At 71.2% G+C, this 20534-nt stretch carries 19 protein-coding genes; all 19 read right to left on the bottom strand.

Annotation, left to right across the window (positions count from 1 at the left end; translation table 11 throughout):
* Positions 1–9 precede the first annotated feature (9 nt).
* The 19 genes from JYK17_RS11630 to JYK17_RS11540 all read right to left on the bottom strand — a co-directional run bounded on the left by JYK17_RS11630 (position 10) and on the right by JYK17_RS11540 (position 20533).
* Positions 10–762, bottom strand: coding sequence for a sirohydrochlorin chelatase (locus JYK17_RS11630; RefSeq protein WP_108006749.1), 753 nt, complete (start codon positions 760–762; stop codon positions 10–12).
* Between the two features lie 4 nt (positions 763–766).
* Entirely contained in the window at positions 767–1645 is an 879-nt protein-coding gene (locus JYK17_RS11625) for an ABC transporter permease (RefSeq protein WP_108006747.1), read from the bottom strand.
* Positions 1632–2417 carry an ABC transporter ATP-binding protein gene (locus JYK17_RS11620; RefSeq protein ID WP_108006746.1) on the bottom strand — a complete coding sequence of 262 codons (786 nt, stop codon included), beginning with the start codon at positions 2415–2417 and terminating at the stop codon, positions 1632–1634. Before JYK17_RS11620 ends, JYK17_RS11625 begins: the two co-directional genes overlap by 14 nt.
* Before the next feature lie 35 nt (positions 2418–2452).
* Positions 2453–3568 carry an aliphatic sulfonate ABC transporter substrate-binding protein gene (locus tag JYK17_RS11615; RefSeq protein WP_222810303.1) on the bottom strand — a complete coding sequence of 372 codons (1116 nt, stop codon included), beginning with the start codon at positions 3566–3568 and terminating at the stop codon, positions 2453–2455.
* 222 nt (positions 3569–3790) lie between these two features.
* Complete coding sequence (locus JYK17_RS11605; protein WP_108006740.1) at positions 3791–5125, bottom strand: sulfate adenylyltransferase subunit 1; 1335 nt, start codon at positions 5123–5125, stop codon at positions 3791–3793.
* A 2-nt stretch (positions 5126–5127) separates the two neighbouring features.
* Positions 5128–6063 carry a sulfate adenylyltransferase subunit CysD gene (gene cysD, locus JYK17_RS11600; RefSeq protein ID WP_108006738.1) on the bottom strand — a complete coding sequence of 312 codons (936 nt, stop codon included), beginning with the start codon at positions 6061–6063 and terminating at the stop codon, positions 5128–5130.
* Positions 6060–6686 carry an adenylyl-sulfate kinase gene (gene cysC, locus JYK17_RS11595; protein ID WP_372465076.1) on the bottom strand — a complete coding sequence of 209 codons (627 nt, stop codon included), beginning with the start codon at positions 6684–6686 and terminating at the stop codon, positions 6060–6062. Before cysC ends, cysD begins: the two co-directional genes overlap by 4 nt.
* On the bottom strand, positions 6683–7393 hold the full coding sequence (locus JYK17_RS11590; protein WP_222810302.1) for a phosphoadenylyl-sulfate reductase: 711 nt from the start codon (positions 7391–7393) through the stop codon (positions 6683–6685). The genes cysC and JYK17_RS11590 overlap by 4 nt, the downstream gene beginning before the upstream one ends.
* The gene (locus JYK17_RS11585; protein ID WP_108006732.1) at positions 7390–7569 is read right to left on the bottom strand and encodes a hypothetical protein; all 180 of its coding nucleotides are present in this window, start codon (positions 7567–7569) and stop codon (positions 7390–7392) included. Before JYK17_RS11585 ends, JYK17_RS11590 begins: the two co-directional genes overlap by 4 nt.
* Complete coding sequence (locus JYK17_RS11580) at positions 7566–9266, bottom strand: nitrite/sulfite reductase (RefSeq protein WP_108006730.1); 1701 nt, start codon at positions 9264–9266, stop codon at positions 7566–7568. The genes JYK17_RS11585 and JYK17_RS11580 overlap by 4 nt, the downstream gene beginning before the upstream one ends.
* A gap of 149 nt (positions 9267–9415) precedes the next feature.
* Positions 9416–9499 carry a putative leader peptide gene (locus JYK17_RS41155; RefSeq protein WP_309486338.1) on the bottom strand — a complete coding sequence of 28 codons (84 nt, stop codon included), beginning with the start codon at positions 9497–9499 and terminating at the stop codon, positions 9416–9418.
* A gap of 127 nt (positions 9500–9626) precedes the next feature.
* Positions 9627–10199: a GNAT family N-acetyltransferase gene (locus tag JYK17_RS11575; protein WP_108006728.1), complete on the bottom strand. Its 573-nt coding sequence runs from the start codon at positions 10197–10199 to the stop codon at positions 9627–9629.
* Between the two features lie 17 nt (positions 10200–10216).
* Positions 10217–11494 carry a hypothetical protein gene (locus JYK17_RS11570; RefSeq protein ID WP_222810301.1) on the bottom strand — a complete coding sequence of 426 codons (1278 nt, stop codon included), beginning with the start codon at positions 11492–11494 and terminating at the stop codon, positions 10217–10219.
* 185 nt (positions 11495–11679) lie between these two features.
* Positions 11680–12969, bottom strand: coding sequence for a GAF domain-containing protein (locus JYK17_RS11565; protein ID WP_108006724.1), 1290 nt, complete (start codon positions 12967–12969; stop codon positions 11680–11682).
* A gap of 295 nt (positions 12970–13264) precedes the next feature.
* Positions 13265–14899, bottom strand: a complete 1635-nt coding sequence (locus JYK17_RS11560; RefSeq protein WP_222810300.1) for an acyl-CoA dehydrogenase family protein — start codon at positions 14897–14899, stop codon at positions 13265–13267.
* A gap of 468 nt (positions 14900–15367) precedes the next feature.
* Positions 15368–16333 (bottom strand): 2,3-diaminopropionate biosynthesis protein SbnA, encoded by a 966-nt coding sequence (sbnA, locus tag JYK17_RS11555; protein ID WP_128801601.1) that lies wholly within the window; start codon positions 16331–16333, stop codon positions 15368–15370.
* A gap of 32 nt (positions 16334–16365) precedes the next feature.
* A complete protein-coding gene (sbnB, locus tag JYK17_RS11550) occupies positions 16366–17421 on the bottom strand; it encodes a 2,3-diaminopropionate biosynthesis protein SbnB (protein WP_108006718.1) in 1056 nt (351 codons plus the stop codon).
* Positions 17418–18425: a TauD/TfdA family dioxygenase gene (locus tag JYK17_RS11545; RefSeq protein WP_108006716.1), complete on the bottom strand. Its 1008-nt coding sequence runs from the start codon at positions 18423–18425 to the stop codon at positions 17418–17420. The genes sbnB and JYK17_RS11545 overlap by 4 nt, the downstream gene beginning before the upstream one ends.
* A gap of 14 nt (positions 18426–18439) precedes the next feature.
* Positions 18440–20533, bottom strand: a complete 2094-nt coding sequence (locus JYK17_RS11540; protein WP_128801600.1) for a non-ribosomal peptide synthetase — start codon at positions 20531–20533, stop codon at positions 18440–18442.
* Between the last annotated feature and the right edge of the window lies 1 nt (position 20534).

Genomic DNA, 20534 nt, shown 5'->3' with positions numbered 1-20534 from the left:
GGCCGACCGCTACGCGCCCAAGGCCGCCGGCACCGCCACTCGCGCCCCGTCGTACCGCTCCAGCAGCACCCGTGCCACCTCCGGCGCCGGGCCGAGCACACCGGCCAGTACGTCCGCCCCGGCCGCGCCCCGCGCGATGCGGTCCGGCAGGAAGCCGGGCGCCAGCACGTACGGGGCGACGGCGACGCGCGCGCAGCCCAGCGCGCGCAGTTCCCGCACCGCGTCCTCGGTGCGGGGAAGAGATGCGGAGGCGAACGCAGGCCGCACGGCGCACCAACCGGTGTGCCGCCACTCCCGCGCGATTTCTGCGATCACTGCGATCGCCTCCGGGTCGGAGGACCCCGCCGAGGCCAGCACGACCCCGGTCGAGGACTTGTCGGCCGGGCTCAACCCGGCCTCGTACAGCCGCCGTTCGAGGGCGGACAGCAGCAGCGGCGACGGACCGAGCACGTCCGCCTGGCGGATGCGCAGCCGCGGCGGCGCGTCCCGCAGGACCGCCGGGATGTCGGACTTCGCGTGGAAGGCGCGCGTCAGCAGCAGCGGGAGCGCCACGACGTCCCGGACGCCCTCCGCCGCCAGGGACTCCAACACGCCGTGCACGGAAGGGATGTTGAAGTCCAGGAAGCCGGTCTCCACGCGCAGCCCCGGCCGCAGCGACCGTACGCGCCGCACGAGGGCGTGCACGGTCGCGGCGTGCCGCGGATCGCGGCTGCCGTGGGCGATCACCACAAGGACGGGGCGGACCGGCTTCACAGGACGCATGGGATCAGCTCTTCACCAGCAGGCCACGGCTGCGCAGCACCCACCGCTCCAGCGGACTGAAGATCAGCAGGTCGATGGCGATGCCGACGAACAGGATCAGCAGGATGGCCTCGAACACCATGGCCATGTCGCTGGCGGTACGGGCGTTCTCCAGGAGCTGGCCGAGGCCCACGCCCAGGTCGGGGAAGCTCGCGATGATCTCCGCGGCCATCAGCGAGCGCCAGGAGAAGGCCCAGCCCTGCTTAAGACCCGCCACATAGCCGGGCAGCGCCGCGGGCAGGGTGACGTGCCAGACGCCCCTGATGCCCGTCGCGCCCATCGTGCGGCCCGCCCGCAGGAACAGCGGCGGCACCTGGTCGACGCCGGACACCAGGCCGTTGGCGATGGAGGGGACCGCGCCGAGCAGGATCACGGCGTACATCATCGAGTTGTTCAGACCCAGCCAGATCACGGCGGGCGGCACCCACGCCACCGACGGCAGCGACTGCAGGCCGGACAGGATCGGGCCGATCGCCGCGCGCACGAACTTCACCCGGGCCACCAGCAGGCCGAGCGGGGTGCCGATGAGCAGGGCGAAAACGAATCCCAGCAGACCGCGCGAGACGCTGGTCCAGATGTAGCCGAGCAGATCGCCCTTGAGCCAGGCGTCCTTGAAGGCGCTGCCCACCGCTCCCGGCGAGGGCAGTTTGGTCGGGTCGTCGACGACCGGGTAGAGCAGCGTCCAGATCACGAGGACCACCGCGATCGCGACGATCGGCGGCAGGATCTTGCCGACGAGGGTCTGCCGCAGGGTCGGACGGCCGGTGGCCGAGGTCTCCAGCGCGTCCAGGCCGGCCTCGACACTCCCGGAGTCCTGGACCGGTGTGGTCTCAGTGCTGGCCATGACGGCGGATCTCCCCACGCAGTACATCGGTGATCTCAAGGGACAGTTCGGCGACCGGCGCGTCCTCGATACGGCGCGGCTGCGGGATGCCGACCGTCCACTCGCGGGCGATGCGGCCCGGACGGGAGGACAGCAGGATCACCCGCTGGGCGAGCCGGACCGCCTCGCGCACGTTGTGCGTGACGAACAGGACGGAGACCCCGGTCTCCTGCCAGATGCGGGTCAGTTCGTCGTGGAGCACGTCCCGGGTGATGGCGTCCAGGGCCGAGAACGGCTCGTCCATCAGCAGCAGATTGCTCTCCTGCGCGAGCGCGCGGGCCAGTGCCGCGCGCTGGCGCATACCGCCCGACAGCTCGTGGACGCGCTTGCCGTACGCGCCCTTCAGCCGGACCAGTTCCAGCAGCGACTCGGCCTTCGCGCGCCGGTCCTGCTTGGCCACGCCCCGGAGTTTCAGGGCGAGTTCGATGTTCTTGCCCGCGGTCAGCCACGGGAACAGGGCGTGCTCCTGGAACATCAGGGCCGGGCGCCCGTCGGTCGCGATGGAGCCCGCGGTGGGCCGGTCGAGCCCCGCCACCAGGTTCAGCAGCGTGGACTTGCCGCAGCCCGAGGCCCCCAGAAGGGTGACGAACTCGCCCGGCGCGACATCGATGCTGATGTCGTCCAGGACGAGCTGCTGCCCGCGGGGCGTCGCGAAGGACTTCGACACGTGGTCGAGGCGTGCCGCGTACTCGACCGTCTCGTCGGCCTTGGCGAGCGTCGTGGTCGTGGCCATGGTCGTCACCTCCTGGGAACTCGTCGGGACGTGCGTCAGCTGGTGCCGAGACCGGCGGCGTCGACGGGGTCCTCGCCCGCGGCCTTGAGGATCTTGTTGAGGACGGTGAGGTCGTAGATGCCCTTGAGGTTCGGCTTCTGCAGCAGACCGGCCTTGACCGCGTGCGCCGCCTCGGTGTTGAGGGTGGCGGCCAGCGGGTCGTCGGTGAACCGGATGGACTTCCACGCCGGGTCCAGGACGTTCGCCGGCAGCTCCTTGCCTGAGTCGATCCCCAGCTGCTTGTTCGCCGCCGTCTTCGCCTTGTCCGAGTTGGCGTTGATCCACTTGTTGGCCTCGACGGAGGCCTTCAGGACCGCCTCGACGGCCTTCGGGTGCTCCTTCAGGAAAGCCTGCCGGACGATGATGTTCGTGATCACGAACTTCTTGTCGGGCCACAGCGTGGACTCGTCGAGGATGGTCCTGCCGCCCTCGGCGACCAGCTTCGACGCGGTCGGCTCCGGCACCCAGGCGCCGTCGATGGAACCGGCCTTGAAGGCGTCCGGGGTGATCTTGTTGTCGGTGCGGACGACCGTCACATCGCCCTTGCCGCTCTGCGCGTCGACCTTCCAGCCCTGTTCCGCGACCCAGTTGAGGAACGCGACGTCCTGCGTGTTGCCCAGCTGGGGCGTCGCTATCTTCTTGCCCTTGACGTCCTTCAGGGACTTGATCTTCTTCGGGTTCACGACGAGCTTGACGCCGCCGGAGGCCGAACCGCCGATGATCTTCAGGCTCTTGCCGTTGGACTTGGTGTACCCGTTGATCGCCGGGGAGGGGCCGAGCCAACCGATGTCGATGGAGCCCGAGTTGAGGGCCTCGATCTCGGAGGGGCCGGCGTTGAAGATCGCGTAGTCGGCCTTGGTGGCGCCCAGTTCCTTCTGGAACAGGTCCTGCTCACGGCCGACCAGCGCGGTCGCGTGGGTGAGGTTGCCGAAGTAGCCGATCTTGACGGAGTCCAGCCCGTCGATCTTCTTGGACCCGGCGGCCACCTTCGCGGTGTCGGTGTCGTCGGAATGGGACCCGTAACCGCAAGCGGCGAGGGCGAGAAGCGGAAGCGCTGCGAGCACGGCTGTGCCGCGGCGAAGGAACTTGCTGCGCGAGCGGTTGGCAGGCACGGGAGGCTTTCCTCTCGTTGGCCCGGCGGTCACGGTCTTTCAGGTCGTGGCCGGGAGGTCGGCAGGTTTGCGTCTACGGCGGTGGGGGGTGAGGGCGCGCAAGCAGTGCGCGTACGTCAGCGCACACATCGCGTCACTCCGCCCTGCCCGCTGCCGAGGTCGCCGCTGCCGACGCGGCCGCCCTCCTTCGCGAACGTGGAGTAGTAGTCGGTGGGGTTCATGTCAGAAGTCCCAACCGTCGTCGTCCGGGTCGTCCTTGACGGGCTCGGGCGAGGCGAACGACTCACCGACCATGCCCGCGGTCAGCGTGGTGCCGTCGCTGGGATCGATGAGGATGAAGGAACCGGTGCGGCGCGAGTCGGAGTAGGAGTCCACCGGCAGCGGCTCGGCGGTACGGATCTTCACCCGGCCGATGTCGTTGGCGACGAGCTGCCCCGGGTGCGGGTGCAGGGACAGGTCGGACAGCGTGAGCCGGGACGGGATGTCCTTGACGATCGCCTTCACGGTGCGGGTGCCGTGCTTGAGCAGCACCCGGTGGCCGACGGTCAGCGCCGCGTCGGCGACATGGCAGACGGTCGCCTCGATGTCCTGCGTGGTCGCCGGGGCGTCCTTGCTGGGCACGATCAGGTCGCCGCGCGAGATGTCGATGTCGTCCTCCAGCAGGAGGGTCACCGACTGGGTGGTCCAGGCGACGTCGACCGGCTCGCCCAGCAGGTCGATGCCGGAGATCCGCGACGCACGGCCGGACGGCAGCACCGTGACCGGCTCGCCGACGTGGAACGAACCGGCGGCGATCTGCCCGGCGTAGCCCCGGTAGTCCGGGTGCTCGGCGGTCCGCGGCCGGATCACGTACTGCACGGGCAGCCGCGCGTGGCAGTGGCTCAGGTCGTGGCTGACCGGGACCGTCTCCAGGTGCTCCAGGACGGTCGGGCCGCCGTACCAGTCCATGGTGGCCGACGGCTCCACCACGTTGTCGCCGACGAGCGCGGAGATCGGGATGGCGGTGACCTCGGGGACGCCCAGTTCGAGCGCGTACGCCGTGAACTCCTCGGCGATCGCGGCGAAGACGGGCTCCTTGTAGTCGACCAGGTCCATCTTGTTGACGGCCAGGACCACGTGCGGCACCCGCAGCAGGGCGGCGATCGCGGCGTGCCTGCGGGTCTGTTCGACGACGCCGTTGCGGGCGTCGACGAGGATGATCGTCAGTTCGGCGGTGGAGGCGCCGGTGACCATGTTGCGGGTGTACTGCACATGGCCGGGGGTGTCGGCGAGGATGAACCGGCGCCTGGGCGTGGCGAAGTAGCGGTACGCCACGTCGATGGTGATGCCCTGTTCGCGCTCGGCGCGCAGGCCGTCGGTGAGCAGGGCGAGGTCGGGGGCCTCCTGGCCGCGGTTGCGGGAGGCGTGCTCGACGGCCTCCAGCTGGTCGGTGAGGACCGACTTGGAGTCGTGCAGCAGCCTGCCGACGAGCGTCGACTTGCCGTCGTCGACGGAGCCGGCGGTGGCGAACCGCAGCAGCGTGGTGGCCGAGAGCTCCTCGGTCGTGATCGTGCTCATGCTTAGAAGTACCCCTCGCGCTTGCGGTCTTCCATCGCGGCCTCGGAGAGCTTGTCGTCGGCGCGCGTCGCGCCCCGCTCGGTGAGCCGGGAGGCGGCGATCTCGACGATCACCTTGTCGATGGTGTCGGCGTCGGAGTCGACGGCGCCGGTGCAGGACATGTCGCCGACGGTGCGGTAGCGCACCTGCCGCTTCTCCACGCTCTCGCCGTCCTTCGGCCCGCCCCACTCGCCGGCCGTCAGCCACATCCCGCCGCGGTTGAACACCTCGCGCTCGTGCGCGAAGTAGATCTGCGGCAGGTCGATGTTCTCGCGGGCGATGTACTGCCAGACGTCCAGCTCGGTCCAGTTGGACAGCGGGAAGACCCGGACGTGCTCGCCGGGGGCGTGCCGGCCGTTGTACAGGTTCCACAGCTCGGGCCGCTGGCGGCGCGGGTCCCACTGCGAGAACTCGTCCCGCAGCGAGAACACCCGCTCCTTGGCGCGGGCCTTCTCCTCGTCGCGCCGCCCGCCGCCGAAGACCGCGTCGAACTTCTCCGCCTGGATCTTCTCCGTCAGCGGCAGCGTCTGCAGCGGGTTGCGGGTGCCGTCCGCGCGCTCCTTGAGGACGCCGCGGTCGATGTAGTCCTGCACGGAGGCGACATGCAGGCGCAGTCCGTGCTGCTCCACCACGCGGTCGCGGTAGGCGAGGACCTCGGGGAAGTTGTGCCCGGTGTCCACGTGCAGCAGCGAGAAGGGGACCGGCGCCGGGGCGAAGGCCTTCAGCGCCAGGTGGAGCATGAGGATGGAGTCCTTGCCGCCGGAGAAGAGGATCACCGGCCGTTCGAACTCGCCCGCCACCTCGCGGAAGATGTGCACCGCCTCGGACTCCAGAGCGTCCAGGTGCGAGAGGGCGTACGGGGCGTCCGTGCCCTCCTCGGCTGTGGCGACGGTCGTCATGCCAGTCCCCTTTCGGTGAGCAGCGCGTGAACCGCGGCCGCGGACTCCTGGACGGTCTGGTGCTGCGACTCGATCCGCAGGTCGGGCGAGTCGGGGGCCTCGTAGGGGTCGTCGACCCCGGTCAGCCCGGTGAGTTCGCCCGCCGCCTGCTTGGCGTACAGACCCTTCACATCACGTACGGAGCACACGTCGACCGGGGTGGCGACGTGCACCTCCAGATACGGCGCCCCGCTGTCCTGATGGCGCTTGCGGACCGCCTCGCGGCTGTCGGCGTAGGGCGCGATCACCGGGACGAGCGCCTTGACGCCGTTGCGGGCGAGCAGTTCGGCGAGGAAGCCGATGCGCTGCACATTGGTGTGCCGGTCCTCGCGGGAGAAGCCGAGGCCCGCCGAGATGAACTCGCGGATCTCGTCGCCGTCGAGCACCTCGACGCGGTGGCCCTCCTCGCTCAGCCGGCCTGCCAGCTCGTACGCGATGGTGGTCTTGCCGGCGCTCGGCAGACCCGTGAGCCAGACGGTGGCTCCGCTCGTCACGTGGTTCTCCAAAGTCGCAGGGGTCGCTTCGGTCACAGCAGTACCAGCCGGACCTGTGGGCGTCGTGTGAGGACCGGGGGCGGCCGTCATCCGTGCAGCCCGCACTCGGTCTTGGCCCGCCCGGCCCAGCGGCCGGCCCGCGCGTCCTCGCCCTCCAGGACCCGGCGGGTGCAGGGGGCGCAGCCGACGGACGGGTAACCGTCCATCAGCAGCGGGTTGGTCAGCACGCCGTGCTCGGCGACGTAGGCGTCGACGTCGTCCTGGGTCCAGCGGGCGATCGGCGAGATCTTGACCTTCTGCCGCTTCTCGTCCCAGCCGACGACCGGGGTGTTGGCCCGGGTCGGGGACTCGTCGCGGCGCAGTCCGGTCGCCCAGGCCACGTAATTGGTCAGGCCCTGCTCCAGCGGCTGGACCTTGCGCAGCCTGCAGCACAGGTCGGGGTCGCGGTCGTGCAGCTTCGGCCCGTACTCGGCGTCCTGCTCGGCGACCGTTTGACGCGGGGTCAGCGTGATGACGTTGACGTCCATCACGGCCTCGACGGCGTCGCGGGTGCCGATGGTCTCCGGGAAGTGGTAGCCGGTGTCGAGGAACACCACGTCCACACCGGGCATGGCCCGGGAGGCGAGGTGGGCGACCACCGCGTCCTCCATGGACGAGGTCACGCAGAAGCGCTTGCCGAAGGTGTCGGCCGCCCATTGGAGGATCTCCAGCGCGGAGGCGTCCTCCAAGTCGCGGCCCGCCTGCTCGGCGAGCGCCTTCAGGTCCTGTGTCGTCTGCTCTTCCGTCACCGCGGTCATGTCGTGTCTCCCCCTGCGTCGGAGTGCTGAAGGCCCCGGGCGAGCAGCCCGAGGAACTTCAGCTGAAAGGCCCGGTTGCACGCCGCGCATTCCCATGCGCCGTGGCTCTCCTCGTGCGGGCGCAGGTCCTCGTCGCCGCAGTAGGGGCAGTAGAAGGGGGCGGCGCGCTCGCTCATGACAGGGCCTCCTCGGAGGCGCGCGCGGCCCAGGCGGCGAACCGCTCGCCGTCCTCGCGCTCGGCCAGGAACCGCTTGAGGACCCGCTCGATGTAGTCGGGCAGCTCCTGCGAAGTGACCTTCAGACCACGCACCTTGCGGCCGAACCCGGCCTCCAGGCCGAGCGCGCCGCCGAGGTGCACCTGGTAGCCCTCGACCTGCTCGCCCCGGTCGTCGAGCATCAACTGGCCCTTGAGACCGATGTCCGCGACCTGGATACGGGCGCAGGCGTTCGGGCAGCCGTTGAGGTTGATGGTCAGCGGCTCGTCGAAGTCCGGCAGGCGGCGCTCCAGTTCGTCGATCAGCTGCGAGCCGCGCTGCTTGGTCTCGACGATGGCGAGCTTGCAGAACTCGATGCCGGTGCAGGCCATGGTGCCGCGCCGGAAGGTGGACGGCCGGGCGGTGAGGTCCAGCGCCTCCAGCCCTTCCACGAGCGAGTCGACGCGGTCCTGCTCGACGTCGAGGACGATCATCTTCTGCTCGACGGTGGTGCGCACCCGGCCCGAGCCGTGCGCCTCCGCCAGCTCGGCGATCTTGGTGAGCGTGGCGCCGTCGACGCGTCCCACGCGCGGGGCGAAGCCGACGTAGAACCGGCCGTCCTGCTGCCGGTGCACGCCGATGTGGTCGCGCCACTGCTGGACCGGCTGCTCGGGGGCGGGTCCGTCGATCAGCTTGCGTCCGCCCAGGTACTCGTCCTCCAGTACCTGCCGGAACTTCTCCGCGCCCCAGTCGGCGACCAGGAACTTCAGCCGGGCGCGGGTGCGCAGCCGGCGGTAGCCGTAGTCGCGGAAGATCGAGATGACGCCCTCGTAGACGTCGGGGACCTCGTCGATCGGCACCCAGGCGCCGAGCCGCACGCCCAGCTTGGGGTTGGTGGACAGGCCGCCGCCGACCCACAGGTCGAAGCCGGGGCCGTGCTCGGGGTGGCGTACGCCGACGAAGGAGACGTCGTTGATCTCGTGCACCACGTCCAGCAGCGGCGACCCCGAGATGGCCGTCTTGAACTTCCGGGGGAGGTTGGAGTAGGCCTTGTTGTTCAGAACGCGGCGCTTCATCTCCTCCAGCGCCGGCGTCGGGTCGATGATCTCGTCCTCGGCGATGCCCGCGACCGGGGAGCCGATCATCACACGCGGGGTGTCGCCGCAGGCGGTGACCGTCGACAGGCCCACGCCCTCCAGACGCTCCCAGATCGTCGGGACGTCCTCGATGCGGATCCAGTGGTACTGGACGTTCTGCCGGTCGGTGATGTCCGCGGTGCCGCGCGCGAACTCCTGCGAGATCTCCCCGATGACCCGCAACTGCTGGGTGGTCAGCGCTCCGCCGTCGATGCGCACGCGCATCATGAAGTACTCGTCGTCCAGCTCCTCCGGCTCCAGCACCGCGGTCTTGCCGCCGTCGATGCCGGGCCTGCGCTGGGTGTACAGACCCCACCAGCGCATCCGTCCGCGCAGGTCACCGCCGTCGATCGAGTCGAAGCCGCGCTTGGAGTAGATCGTCTCAATGCGTGTCCGCACATTGAGACCGTCGTCGTCCTTCTTGGTCTGCTCGTTGCCGTTGAGCGGGGTGAAGTGCCCCGCGGCCCACTGGCCCTCACCGCGGTGACGGCTCACCTTGCGGCGTGGAGTCGCGGCGGCAGGCTTCTGCGGGGTGGCGGCCATGGTTGATACGTCCTTCGGGACAGGCGTGAATGCGGCTCTGACCTGCGCGTGCGGGCGCATGGGCATACGTGCGCGTCGTTGCGCGGGGGGAGAGAGTCAAAAGGTGCCGGGCGTGCTGCGCCGGTGGCCGAAGGCCACCGTGGAGCAGATCAGCTCGCCGGACAGATGGCGCTGGACATGCGGCCGAGGTCGACGTGCCGCCGACTCACCAAGGCAATTCCAGTTCCAGACATGACGGAAGCGTGGCACGGCAGTCTGGACACAGTCCAGCTTCGTCCACGATGCGGACATCCTTGTCCCGAATTATGGGACAGGCGTGTCCTCGATCACATCGGCTGCGACCGGTCTTGTCGGCGCAGGTCAGGCCGGGTATGCACCGGCCCACGGACCGGGAGCGGGCACCTCGGGCTGCTCCTCGACCCTGGTGTCGAAGAGCGTGAAGCCCCGGCGCCGATAATTGTCCATGGCGTGCTCGCCGTCCAGGCTGCAGGTGTGCACCCAGACCCGCTTGGTCCGCGGGCGCTCGGGCCAGCGTTCGGCGAGGTCCCAGGCGCGGGCGGTGCCGTAGGAGAGCAGGTGCCCGCCGATGCGGCGGCCGCGGAAGGCGGGGATCAGCCCGAAGTAGGCGATCTCCACGACCCCGTCGTCCTGCGGGTCCAGCTCGATGTACCCGGCGGGTGTGCCCCGGTCGTAGGCGACCCAGGTCTCCGCGCCCGGCCGGTCCAGCTGCTCCTGCCACCGCGCGTACGTCCAGCCCAGCCGGTCGATCCAGCGGATGTCGCCGCCGACCGACGCGTACAGGAAACGGCTGAACTCGGGGGAGGGGATCTCGGAGCGGACGATCCGCACGTCCCCCTCCGGCGCGGCGGCCGGCAGCAGGTCGGCGGGGTCGGTCTGCTCCAGGGACCAGGTGGTCACGGGGATGGTGGTCATGACCGCCAGAAAATCATCTACCCCAGAGATCTGTCGATCGAGGCCAGCGGCAGCGCGTAGAGCATCGGTCCCGACTGCGACCAGACCTCGCCGCTGTCCTCGGCGTAGGAGAGCGACCCGGCCCGCGGGGTCCAGCAGTGGTTGGACTCGTCCGACCCGCACCGGGTGGCCTGCGCCTTGCGGGCGTTCTGCCGCCAGAGTGTGCCGTGGCCGTCCGGGTCACCGTCCGAGCGGGCCAGATACCACTGCGAGCGGTACGACAGCACACCGCCGACGCCGTCCGTCCTCGTCTCGTACGCCCGGTCCGGGACCGCGCGCCCCGCGGCGTCGGTGGCCAGCAGTCCGGCGCGGACCGGGTCGCTGCTGAAGGCGTAGCGCCACAGCAGGGTGGTTCCTCGACTGTCCGCCCGCACCCGCTCGCTCGCCACCAGGCTGTCCGGCGCGGTGCTGCGGTCCAGGGAGATCGCCGCCGGTCGCGCGCCATGACCGGTCGGGCGGTACGAGCCGATCGCGGGCAGCACGTACCGCGAGCCCTGCGCAGCCCAGCCGCCCTTCACCCGGCCGACCGCGCCGCTGTTCACGGTGGTCCGCTGGATGCGGTGCATGTCGTACACGTACAGCCCGTCGGCGGCGGTGACCAGCAGCTTGCCCTGATACCAGACCATGCCCGAGACGGGGGAGGACAGCCCGCGGTAGTTGCGGCCGCCGTCGACCGGGACGACGAGCGACGCCCAGGCGTAGGTGAGCCTGGCCGGGTCGGTCGCGTCGACGACCGCGAGCCGGGCGGAGCCGGGCTTCGCCGAGCGGCCGGTGTCACGGCTCCAGCCGGAGAGGATCACCCGGTGCTCGCCCCAGTGACCGTCGTCGTCCGCGTCCCCGGACGTGGTGACCGCGCCCGCCCGCCAGCCGCGGGTGTCGGCGGCGTCCCAGCAGTACGCGCGCGTGGCCGCCGGAGCGAGGGGCAGCGCCGCGCGCTCGGTGGACGCGCAGTCGCCCGCGCCGAGCAGCGAGTGGTCGGCGTCGGCGAGGACCGTGCTCACACCCACGGGCCTGCCCATCGCGGAGGAGAGTCGGTCGAGCGTGCTCTGCGGCACCTCGCGCTCCTGGAGGCGCAGCCCCGCGGCCGCCCGGTCGGAGGAGGCGAGGGTCTTCAGGGCCCCCGGCTTGTCACCGACCGTGGCCTGCGACGCGCTGATCATCGTGGCGGCGGCGGTGAGCGCGAGGGCGGTCCCGGCCAGGGCGGCGCGCAGCGCACGGCCCCGCTTCTGCCTGCGGTGTCGGCCACGTTGCGTCATACGTCCTCCCGAGGCGGGCCAACTGCGTTTATTGGTCCGAGCGTTGACCAAAGGAGCAGGTGGGGTGGCCCGTAGAGGGATGCTACGGCAGTCGGGGCCGTCCGGGGACAAAGACCCTGCAATTATGCGGAAGATGGGCCCATGGGGTGACTCAGGGGGACGCCCCGGTCACTGGGCGGTCACGATCAAGGCGCCTCGAACGGCTCGCGCACCCTGAGCACCGCCGGTGCCGTCGACTGCGGCAGCAGATCGACCGGAGCGGCCGGCAGCAGCAGCTCCACCTCCGCGTCCTCCGCGAAACGGTAGGGCCGGTGCTCCAGCAACCCCCCGAGATAGCGGCGCACTCGGGACATCTCCGCCCGTACCGTCACCCTGCGGGCCGGGTCGCCGAAGACCTCCTCGGCCAGGTCGGCGGCGCTGCACCCGCTGCGGTGCAGCGCGAGCAGGTAGAGCAACTCGGCGTGCCGGGGGCTCAGTTCGTGGGTCCACGAGCCGGCGCTCCCGGACACCGTCACCGAACAGCGGCGCGGCACCGTCAGATCCAGCAGGATGTGCGTGGCGCCGCGCGGCAGCGGCTCCTCCGAGACCCGGAGCAGCCAGCCCTCCCCGAGCGGCTCCACCGCGCACAGACCGAGCGGCGGCAGCCGCCGGCGGCCCGCCGAAAGGGACTTGGGCAGGGTGATCCGAGCGGTGTACGGCATCCCGGTCACCGCAGCCGTCCAGCCGTCCCGGTCCACCGCCACTGCCCGGCCGCCCACCCGGGCCAGCACCGGCGCCGCCACCGCGCGCAGCCGCTCCAGCGAGCCCAGATGCAGTTCCCGCAGCCGCGCCTCGGCCAGCTTGGCCACCGAGTCGACCCAGGCGAGGGTCGCCGGATGCATCGTTTCCAGCGGCCCGCTGACGTCCACGATCCCCAGCAGCCGGCCGTCCCGCGGATCCGTGATCGGCGCGCCGGTGCACGTCCAGGAGGTCTGCGAACGCACGAAGTGCTCGGAGGCGAAAACCTGTACGGGTCTGCGCACCACCGCGGGGGTGCCGATGCCGTTCGTGCCGACGACGTCCTCCCGCCAGTCCGCGCCGAGCTCAAAACCGAGGTGGTCCGCCTTGCGCAGAACGGACGGGCTGCCCTCCCGCCACAGCACCCGGCCGTCCGCGTCGGCGACCACCATGATGTGGTGGGCGACGTCCGCGACCGACAGCAACCCCTCGCGCAGCACCGGCAGGACGTGCCGCAGTGTCGTGGTCTCCCTGCGCCGCCGCACCTCGTCGGCGGGCAGCAGCCCGGAGCGGCGGCCGCGCTCGGGGTCGATGCCGCTGCGCAGCATGCGCCCCCAGGACTGCTCGATCACCGGGCGGGGGGCGACCGAGGTGCGCTGCCCGGAGAGCCGGGCGGTGCGGACCTCGCTCAGTACGCGCGCCGCCTGGGCCGTGTCCACCATGGCGAGCTGCGTCACGTCCGTCGGCGGATGCGCCACTGGTCCTCCCGCAAGAAGGGCTCGGGACAACCGGTTTCCGTCGCCTTTCGGCCACGGAGCCCGAAGCCGTCCGCACTGTCCGTCTCATAGTGCCGTCCGGCGCTGACTGACGGAGACAGTCCAGCCACAGACAGCAGCAAGTTGCAACCCCTTGCAACCCTGGTGAAGCGCTCCCGGACTGTTTGAATATTGGGCAACGCCGTCCCGAGCGGCGTTCTTGGCCTTGTAAGGGGCCAGCTGGGCGGGGGTGATGCCGTGTCGGCGCAGCATCACCCCCGCAACGCGTCCGCACAGCTCAGACCGGCGGCCGGGCCCGCTCGACGATCGACGCCAGGTCCAGGGTGTGCGGCAGGGTGCCGAACGCGGAGCCGCCGTCGCCGCCCAGCCGCGAGCCGCAGAAGGCGTCGGCGACCTGCGGTGGCGCGAACCTGACGAGCAGTGAGCCCTGCAGCACCAGCGCGAACCGCTCCGTCAGCCGCCGCGCGCGGGTCTCGATGCCGTCCAGATCGGCCAGTTCGGTCAGCAGGTTCTTGATCGCGGCGTCCAGCCGGTGGTCGGCGCCGCGGGCCTTGCCGACCTCCTGGAGGTAGGCGTTCAGGGCCTGCGGCTCCCGCTGCAGCACACGCAGCACATCCAGTGCCTGGACGTTGCCGGCGCCCTCCCAGATCGAGTTGAGCGGCGACTCGCGCACCAGCCGGGGCAGCCCCGACTCCTCCACGTACCCGTTCCCGCCCAGGCATTCGGCGGCCTCGACGACGACCGAGGGGCAGCGCTTGGTCACCCAGTACTTGGCGGCCGGCACCGCGATCCGCAGCAGCGCCCGCTCCTGCTCGCCGCCGTCGTCCCAGGCGGCGGCCAGCCGCAGCGCCAGCGTGGTCGCCGCCTCGGACTCCAGCGCCAGGTCGGCCAGGACGTTGCGCATCAGCGGCTGGTCGGTGAGTTTCGCGCCGAACGCCTCCCGGTGGCCGCAGTGGTGCACGGCCTGCGCCACCGCCTGCCGCATCAGTCCGGCGGAGCCCAGCACGCAGTCGAGGCGGGTCGCGGCCACCATGCCGATGATGGTCCGCACCCCGCGCCCCTCCTCGCCGACCCGGCGCGCCCAGGTGCCGTCGAACTCGACCTCGGCGGAGGCGTTGGAGCGATTGCCGAGCTTGTCCTTGAGCCGCTGGAGCAGGAAGACGTTGCGGGTGCCGTCCTCCAGCACGCGCGGCACGAGGAAACAGGAGAGGCCGCCCGGCGCCTGCGCGAGCACCAGGAAGCCGTCGGACATCGGGGCGGAGCAGAACCACTTGTGGCCGGTCAGCTCGTACGTCCCGTCCTCGGCGAGCGGCCGTGCGGTCGTCGCGTTGGCCCGTACGTCGCTGCCGCCCTGCTTCTCCGTCATGCCCATCCCGAACAGGGCGCCGGGCTTGAGGGGGGCGGGGCGCAGCTCGCGGTCGTAGATCACGGACGTCAGTCGCGGCTCCCACTCGGCGGCGAGTTCCGGGTCCGTACGCAGGGCGGGTACGGCGGCGTGGGTCATCGACAGGGGGCAGAGGTTCCCGGCGTCGACCTGCGTCCACACCACGAACGCTGCGGCCCGGCGGACATGACCGCCGGGCCGGTTCCAGGCCGCGGTCAGGCCCGCCGAGACACCCTTGCCGAGCAGCCGGTGCCAGGCGGGATGAAAGTCGACCTCGTCGATCCGCCGCCCGTGCCGGTCATGCGTACGCAGCCGGGGCGCATTCTCGTTCGCCTGCACAGCCCACTCCTGCAACTGCGCCGACCCCGAAGCCTCCCCGAGCGCGCCCAACTCACCACGAACCTCATCGAGCAGCCCGCCATCCACATGCCGCTCAACAGCCTCCCCCAACACCCGATCGGCCCCGAAAACGTCGTACCCGACCAGGGGCGGGGGCTGATTGCTCACGATGTGAGTACGACGCGCCATGCGGCGAAGGTACCCCGGACGGGGCTGCCGTCACACCGGGGACATGGACCGACGGGCGCCGCCCCGACCGCGGCCCTGGTTCCGTCCGCCCACGAGGGCCCGCGCCTCAGCCCCACCGAGGACACGGGCGCCCCCAGCAGCCCGGTCCGGGGGGCCTGCGCCTGGGACTCCCGCTACGGCGCCGGACGGGCGGTGCCCCGGGACGCCGGACCCGGCTGACCACGGGTGCCAGCTGCTGGACGAGCATGTGTGCCCGGGCCCGGGGGTGGCGCCCCGGGACTGCCGCGTTGGCTATAGCCCCCGCCTGCAAGTGTCCCCGGGCGCCGGGGGCGGGCGGACACGCACGCCCGACCCCGACCGGACACCCACGCCCCGGCGCCGGACCAACCCGTCACGCCAGCCCGGCCCGGCCAACCGCGTGCGCCCGGCGGTCGACTCGGTCAACGGCGTACGCCGGCCGCCGCCCGATCAAGCCAACCTAGCCATAGCCGGCTCCGGTTCCATCGCGTCCGCCGGCCAGCCCTCTCGGTACACCGTGTCCAGGTAGCGTTCGCCGAGGTCTGGGGCGATGGCTACTGCGGTCAGGGCCTGGTGGGCGTGTTCGGCGAGCCATTGGCCGGCGCCGCTGATGACGGTGCCCGTGGAGCCGCCGAACATGAAGCCGCGGGCGGCCAGGCGGCGGCAGGCGAGGATGGCGTCGCTCTCCTCGACGCGGACCAGGTCGTCCACGTAGGACTCGTCGAGCAGGGCCGGGGGCACGCTCATGCCGAGCCCCGGGACCATGCGCCGCCCGGCCACCCCGCCGAAGCTCACCGAGCCGACGGTGTCGATCGCGACGATGCGCACCCGGCGCCTCCGCTGCCAGAACCAGCGGGCGCAGCCCATCAGGGTGCCGGTCGTGCCGGCCCCGACGAACAGGACGTCCAGGTCCGGGAAGCGGCGGGCGATCTCCGGCGCGGTCGTACGGAAGTGCGCCCGCCAATTGCCCTGGTTCTGGTACTGGTTGAGCCACACGTACCGGTCGTCGGAGGCGCACAAGGCGTTGACGTACGCCATCCGCGCCCCCAGGAACCCGCTGAGCGTGTCGGGCTCGTCGATGACGTGCACCTGGGTGCCGAGCGACTCCATCAGCCGGATCGTCGGCTTGTTGCAGCGCGCGTCGGTCACGCACAGAAACCGGTAGCCCCGGCTCGCCGCGATCACGCTGAGCGCCACCCCCAGGTTCCCCGACGAGGACTCCACCAGGACCGCGCCCGGTCGCAGCCGCCCCTCGCGCTCGGCCGCGTCGACCATCTCCGTCGCCGCCTTGAGCTTGATGGACCCGGCGAAGTTGAACCCCTCGCACTTCAGGTACAGAGGCAGCCCCAGTGCGGCCCGAAGGTCGACATAGAGCTCCTCCTCGTTGAACTGAACAGGATCAGAAATGACGGGCATGATGCCCCCCCTCCTCATGCGCCACGGGCCGGTCAGCCATGCCTTCGCAGCTCGTGGAAGAACCCGTCGACGACGTGCAGCCCACCCCTGCGGGCCACTTCGTCGTGAACGAACTTGCCGACCGCCAGGTCGAGCACCCCCAGCCCGAACGGCGAGAACACCACCGTGCGGTCACCCGGCACGGACACCCGCCCGGTCAGGACGTCGTTCAGCGTGCCGTCGATGAACTCCCGGTTCCCCGTGAGCGTTTCGGTCAGATGCGGCGACGTCTGCGCCTTCAGGCAGTGCTCGACGTCGTCGACGTAGTTGGCCGACGCCAGCAGGATCTGCGGGTCCAGGTCGCGCAACGACACATGCAGCACCAGCGGATGGTGGTCGAACCACGACACGTCGTGGATGTGCGGGGTTGCCGCGACCGTCGCGAACACCAGCAGATCGCTGGAGCGCACCAGGCTCTCGGCGCTGTCGTGCACCGTGAACCGCCCCTTGGCGCCCGTGCGTTCCAGGTATCCGCGGAAGCCCGCCGCGCTGCCGGGCGACAGGTCGTACACGCCCGTCTCCTCGAACTCCCAGCCCGTCGCGGTCAGATGGGTGTGGATGTAGCGGGCGATCAGACCGGTCCCGACGAAGCCGACGCGCGGCGGCCGCTGCCGGGTCCGGCTCAGCCGGTCGGCGGCCAGCGCGGCCGAGGACGCCGTGCGCGTCGCGCTGATGACCGAGCTCTCCAGACATGCGAACGGATAGCCGGTCTCCGGGTCGTTGAGGATCAGCACGGCCGACGCCCGCGGCAGCCCGGCATCCGTGTTCTCCGGGAAACTGGAGATCCACTTCAGCCCGTCCACCCGCAGCTTCCCGCCGAGCGAGGCCGGCAGCGCGATGATCCGCGACGAGGGACGGTCCGGGAAGCGCAGGAAGAACGACGGCGGATTGACCGCGTCACCCGCCCCGTGCAGCCGGTACACGGCCTCGACGAGCTCGGCGATCTGCGGCTCGTGGCCCGCCAGCACCTGCTGCACCTGCTCGCCGGAGATCACCGCGAACGGCGGTGCGGCCAGGGCGCCTTGAGCGGCACTGTCAGTGGTGGTCATGCGGTCCTCACTTCGATGGTCGGCGCGCAGTCCGTCAGCCGGACCGGCTCGCCGAGCGCGGCCAGCACCTCACGCGGCCCCTCGAAGGGCTCCCTGCTGTGCGAGGTGCGGATGTTGTCGACGAGCAGCAGGTCACCGGAGTGCCACGGCTCGCGCAGGGTGTGGGCCTCGTAGACCTCGTTGATGGTCTTCACGACGCCCTCGTCGAGCGGATCGCCGTTGCCGAAACGGGTGTTGAAGGGCAGCCCGTCGGAGCCGTAGACGTCGACCAGGTACTCGCGCACCTCGGGGTCCATCGTCCACTCGTTGAGGAAGGCGATCTGGTTGAACCAGCAGCGGCGGCCGGTCACCGGGTGGTGCAGCACGGCGCTGCGGTGCTGCCGGGTGCGCAGCGAGCCGTCGTCCTGCCAGTCGAACTCGATGGCGTTCGCCCGGCAGTAGTCCTCGACGGCCGTGCGGTCGTCGGTGCCGAAGGCCTCGGCGACCGAGGCCCCGATCTCGTCGTTGTATGTCCGCGTCAGCACCCAGCCCTCGCGCTCGAACCGCTCGACCAGATCGGCGGGCAGCGCGTCGAGGACCGTCGGGCTGTCGGCGAGCGCGGTCGCGCCGCCCTCGTCCGGCGCCACCAGGCAGGCGTATTGCAGAAGGCCCGGGAACTCGAGCCCGTAGCTCAGCTCGTGGTGCATGCACATCGGCTGGTTGGAGGGCCACTTGGAGGACGAGTACACGCCCTGGGAGTAGGCGCGGCGCGGTGCGAACGGCTCCCGGTCGGCCATCAAGCGGTCGCTCGACAGTTGCCGGAACACCTCCTGCGTGACGCCGGGCCCGTCCAGGCCCAGGCCGCGCACGAGCAGGCTGCCGTGCTCGGCGACGGCGGCACGCAGCGCGCCGCGGTGCTCCGCGGCCCAGCCGGCCGTGTCGCCGTCGGACTTGGTGTGCAGGATCGGCGGCCGGCCCGGGGCCAGTTCGATGTCGGACAAAGCAGCAGGGGACGTGTGCGACATGGCACTGGTTCCTTTCAGTGGCGCTGGTCCAGCAGCCCCGCCAGATCGGCGAGGACAGGGTGGCGGGTGACGTCCTTGAGGCTGATCGCCCGGTCCAGGGCGATCGCCAGCTTCACGGCGGACAGCGAGGTGCCGCCGCGGTCGAAGAAGTGGTCCGTGCGGCCGATCCGGTCGGCGCTCACGCCGAGCACCTCGGCCCAGGCGGCGGCCATCCGCCGCTCCGCGGGTGTGTCCGGCGCCTCGCAGTCCGCGGAGTCGAGCTGTTCGGCCAGCGCGGTCAGCGTCTTGCGGTCGATCTTGCCGTTGGCGGTCAGCGGCAGCGCCTCGCGCCAGTGCACGACGGCGGGGACCATGTACGTGGGCAGCGAGGCGGCCAGCTTGTTCTGCACCTCTTCGGCGCCCACCGGCTGGTCGCCGGTGCAGAACGCCACCAGCTGCTCGCCCCGTACGACGACGACCGCGCCGTCCCGCACGCCGGGCACCCGCAGCAGCGCGTTCTCGACCTCGCCGATCTCGACGCGGAAGCCGCGGATCTTGATCTGGCTGTCGCGGCGGCCGAGGAACTCCAGCTTCCCGTCGGGCAGCCAGCGCCCGTGGTCGCCGCTGCGGTACAGCCGCTCGCCGGGCCGGTACGGGTCCTCGCCGAAGGCGGCCCTCGTGCGCTCGGGGTCGTTGACGTAGCCACGGCCCACGCAGACGCCGGAGAAGACGATCTCGCCGGGTGCGCCCAGCGGCACGGGCGCCAGGTCCTGGCCGACGACATACACCCGTACGTTCGCGATCGGCCGCCCGAGCGGTACCCGGTCCTGGTCCGGGACCCGCTCCATGACCTCGTGGTTGGTGTCGTCCGAGGTCTCGGTCAGGCCGTAGGCGTTGACCAGCCGGATCCCGGGCATCGCGTCGAACCAGCGCTGCACGAGCTCCTTCTTGACCGCCTCACCGGTGACCGACACACAGCGCAGGTCGGGCAGTTCGCGCGGCCGCTGCTCCAGCTCGGCCAGCACGGCCTCCAGATAGGACGGCACGATCTGCAGGACGTTGACCCGGCCGCGCGCGATCGTGTCCACGAACCGGGGCACGTCCAGGATCGTCTCCTGCCCCACCAGCAGCGTCCGCCCGCCGACGAGCAGCGCGGAGACCAGCTGCCACAGGGAGATGTCGAAGCACTGCGGCGCGGTCTGCGCGACCGTCCGCCCGGCCCCGACGCCCAGGTCGTCGATCTTGGCGAGGACGTGGTTGAGGAAACCGGCGTGCTCGCACATCGCGCCCTTGGGCTCACCGGTGGAGCCGGAGGTGAAGTAGATGTAGGCGAGTTGGCCGGGCTCGACGGGCACGCCGAGGTCGTCGTCGGCGTGGTCCTCCGCGTAGGCGTCGTCCACGAACAGCCTGCGGGTGCCTTCGTCGACATGACCGGCGCTGCCGTGCTCGGTGAGCACGAGCGCGCAGCCGGCCCGGCCGAGGGTGGTCGCGATGCGGTCGGCCGGGAAGTGCGGCTCGATCGGCAGGTAGACGCCGCCCGCCTTGAGGACGCCGAGCACGCCGGCCAGCCAGTCGAGGTTGCGCTCCATGACGACCGCGACCACGCCCTCGCTGCCCAGCCCGCGGGCCAGCAGCGCCCGGCCGATGCGGTTCGCACGGGAGTTGAGCTCCCGGTACGTCCACTCCCGGTCGTCCTGGACGGCGGCCACCGCGTCCGGGTGCAGCAGCACCCGCTCCTCGAACAGCTCGTGCACGCGCCGGTCGGGCAGCGTCCGCTCGGGCCCCGCCAGCTCCAGAAGCTGGAACCGGATCTCCTCCTCGGACAGCAGGCTCGTCCGCTCGGGGTGGGCGAGCGCGGTGAGGTGGTAGCCGGCGATGCGGGCGGCGGCACCGGCGTCGAGCACGTCGGTGCGGTAGCGCAGGCGCAGCGTGCGTCCGGTGACGGTGACGTGCAGGGCGCCGTCGTCGGGCCCGGACGTCACCTCGTCCTCGCCGGACAGTGCGGCGAGCACCCTGGTGTGTGCGGCCGCCAGCTCGGCCGGCGTGCAGGGCACTCCGTCCGGCAGCGGGACCTCGTACTCCGCGACGCCCACGACCGGGTCGAGCGTCCAGTGCGGAATGGTTTCCATC

Source organism: Streptomyces plumbidurans (genome assembly GCF_019857225.1).
Lineage (GTDB): Bacteria > Actinomycetota > Actinomycetes > Streptomycetales > Streptomycetaceae > Streptomyces > Streptomyces plumbidurans.
The sequence above is the reverse complement of the archived record's forward strand: the minus strand, read 5'-3'. Positions and strand labels throughout refer to the sequence as shown.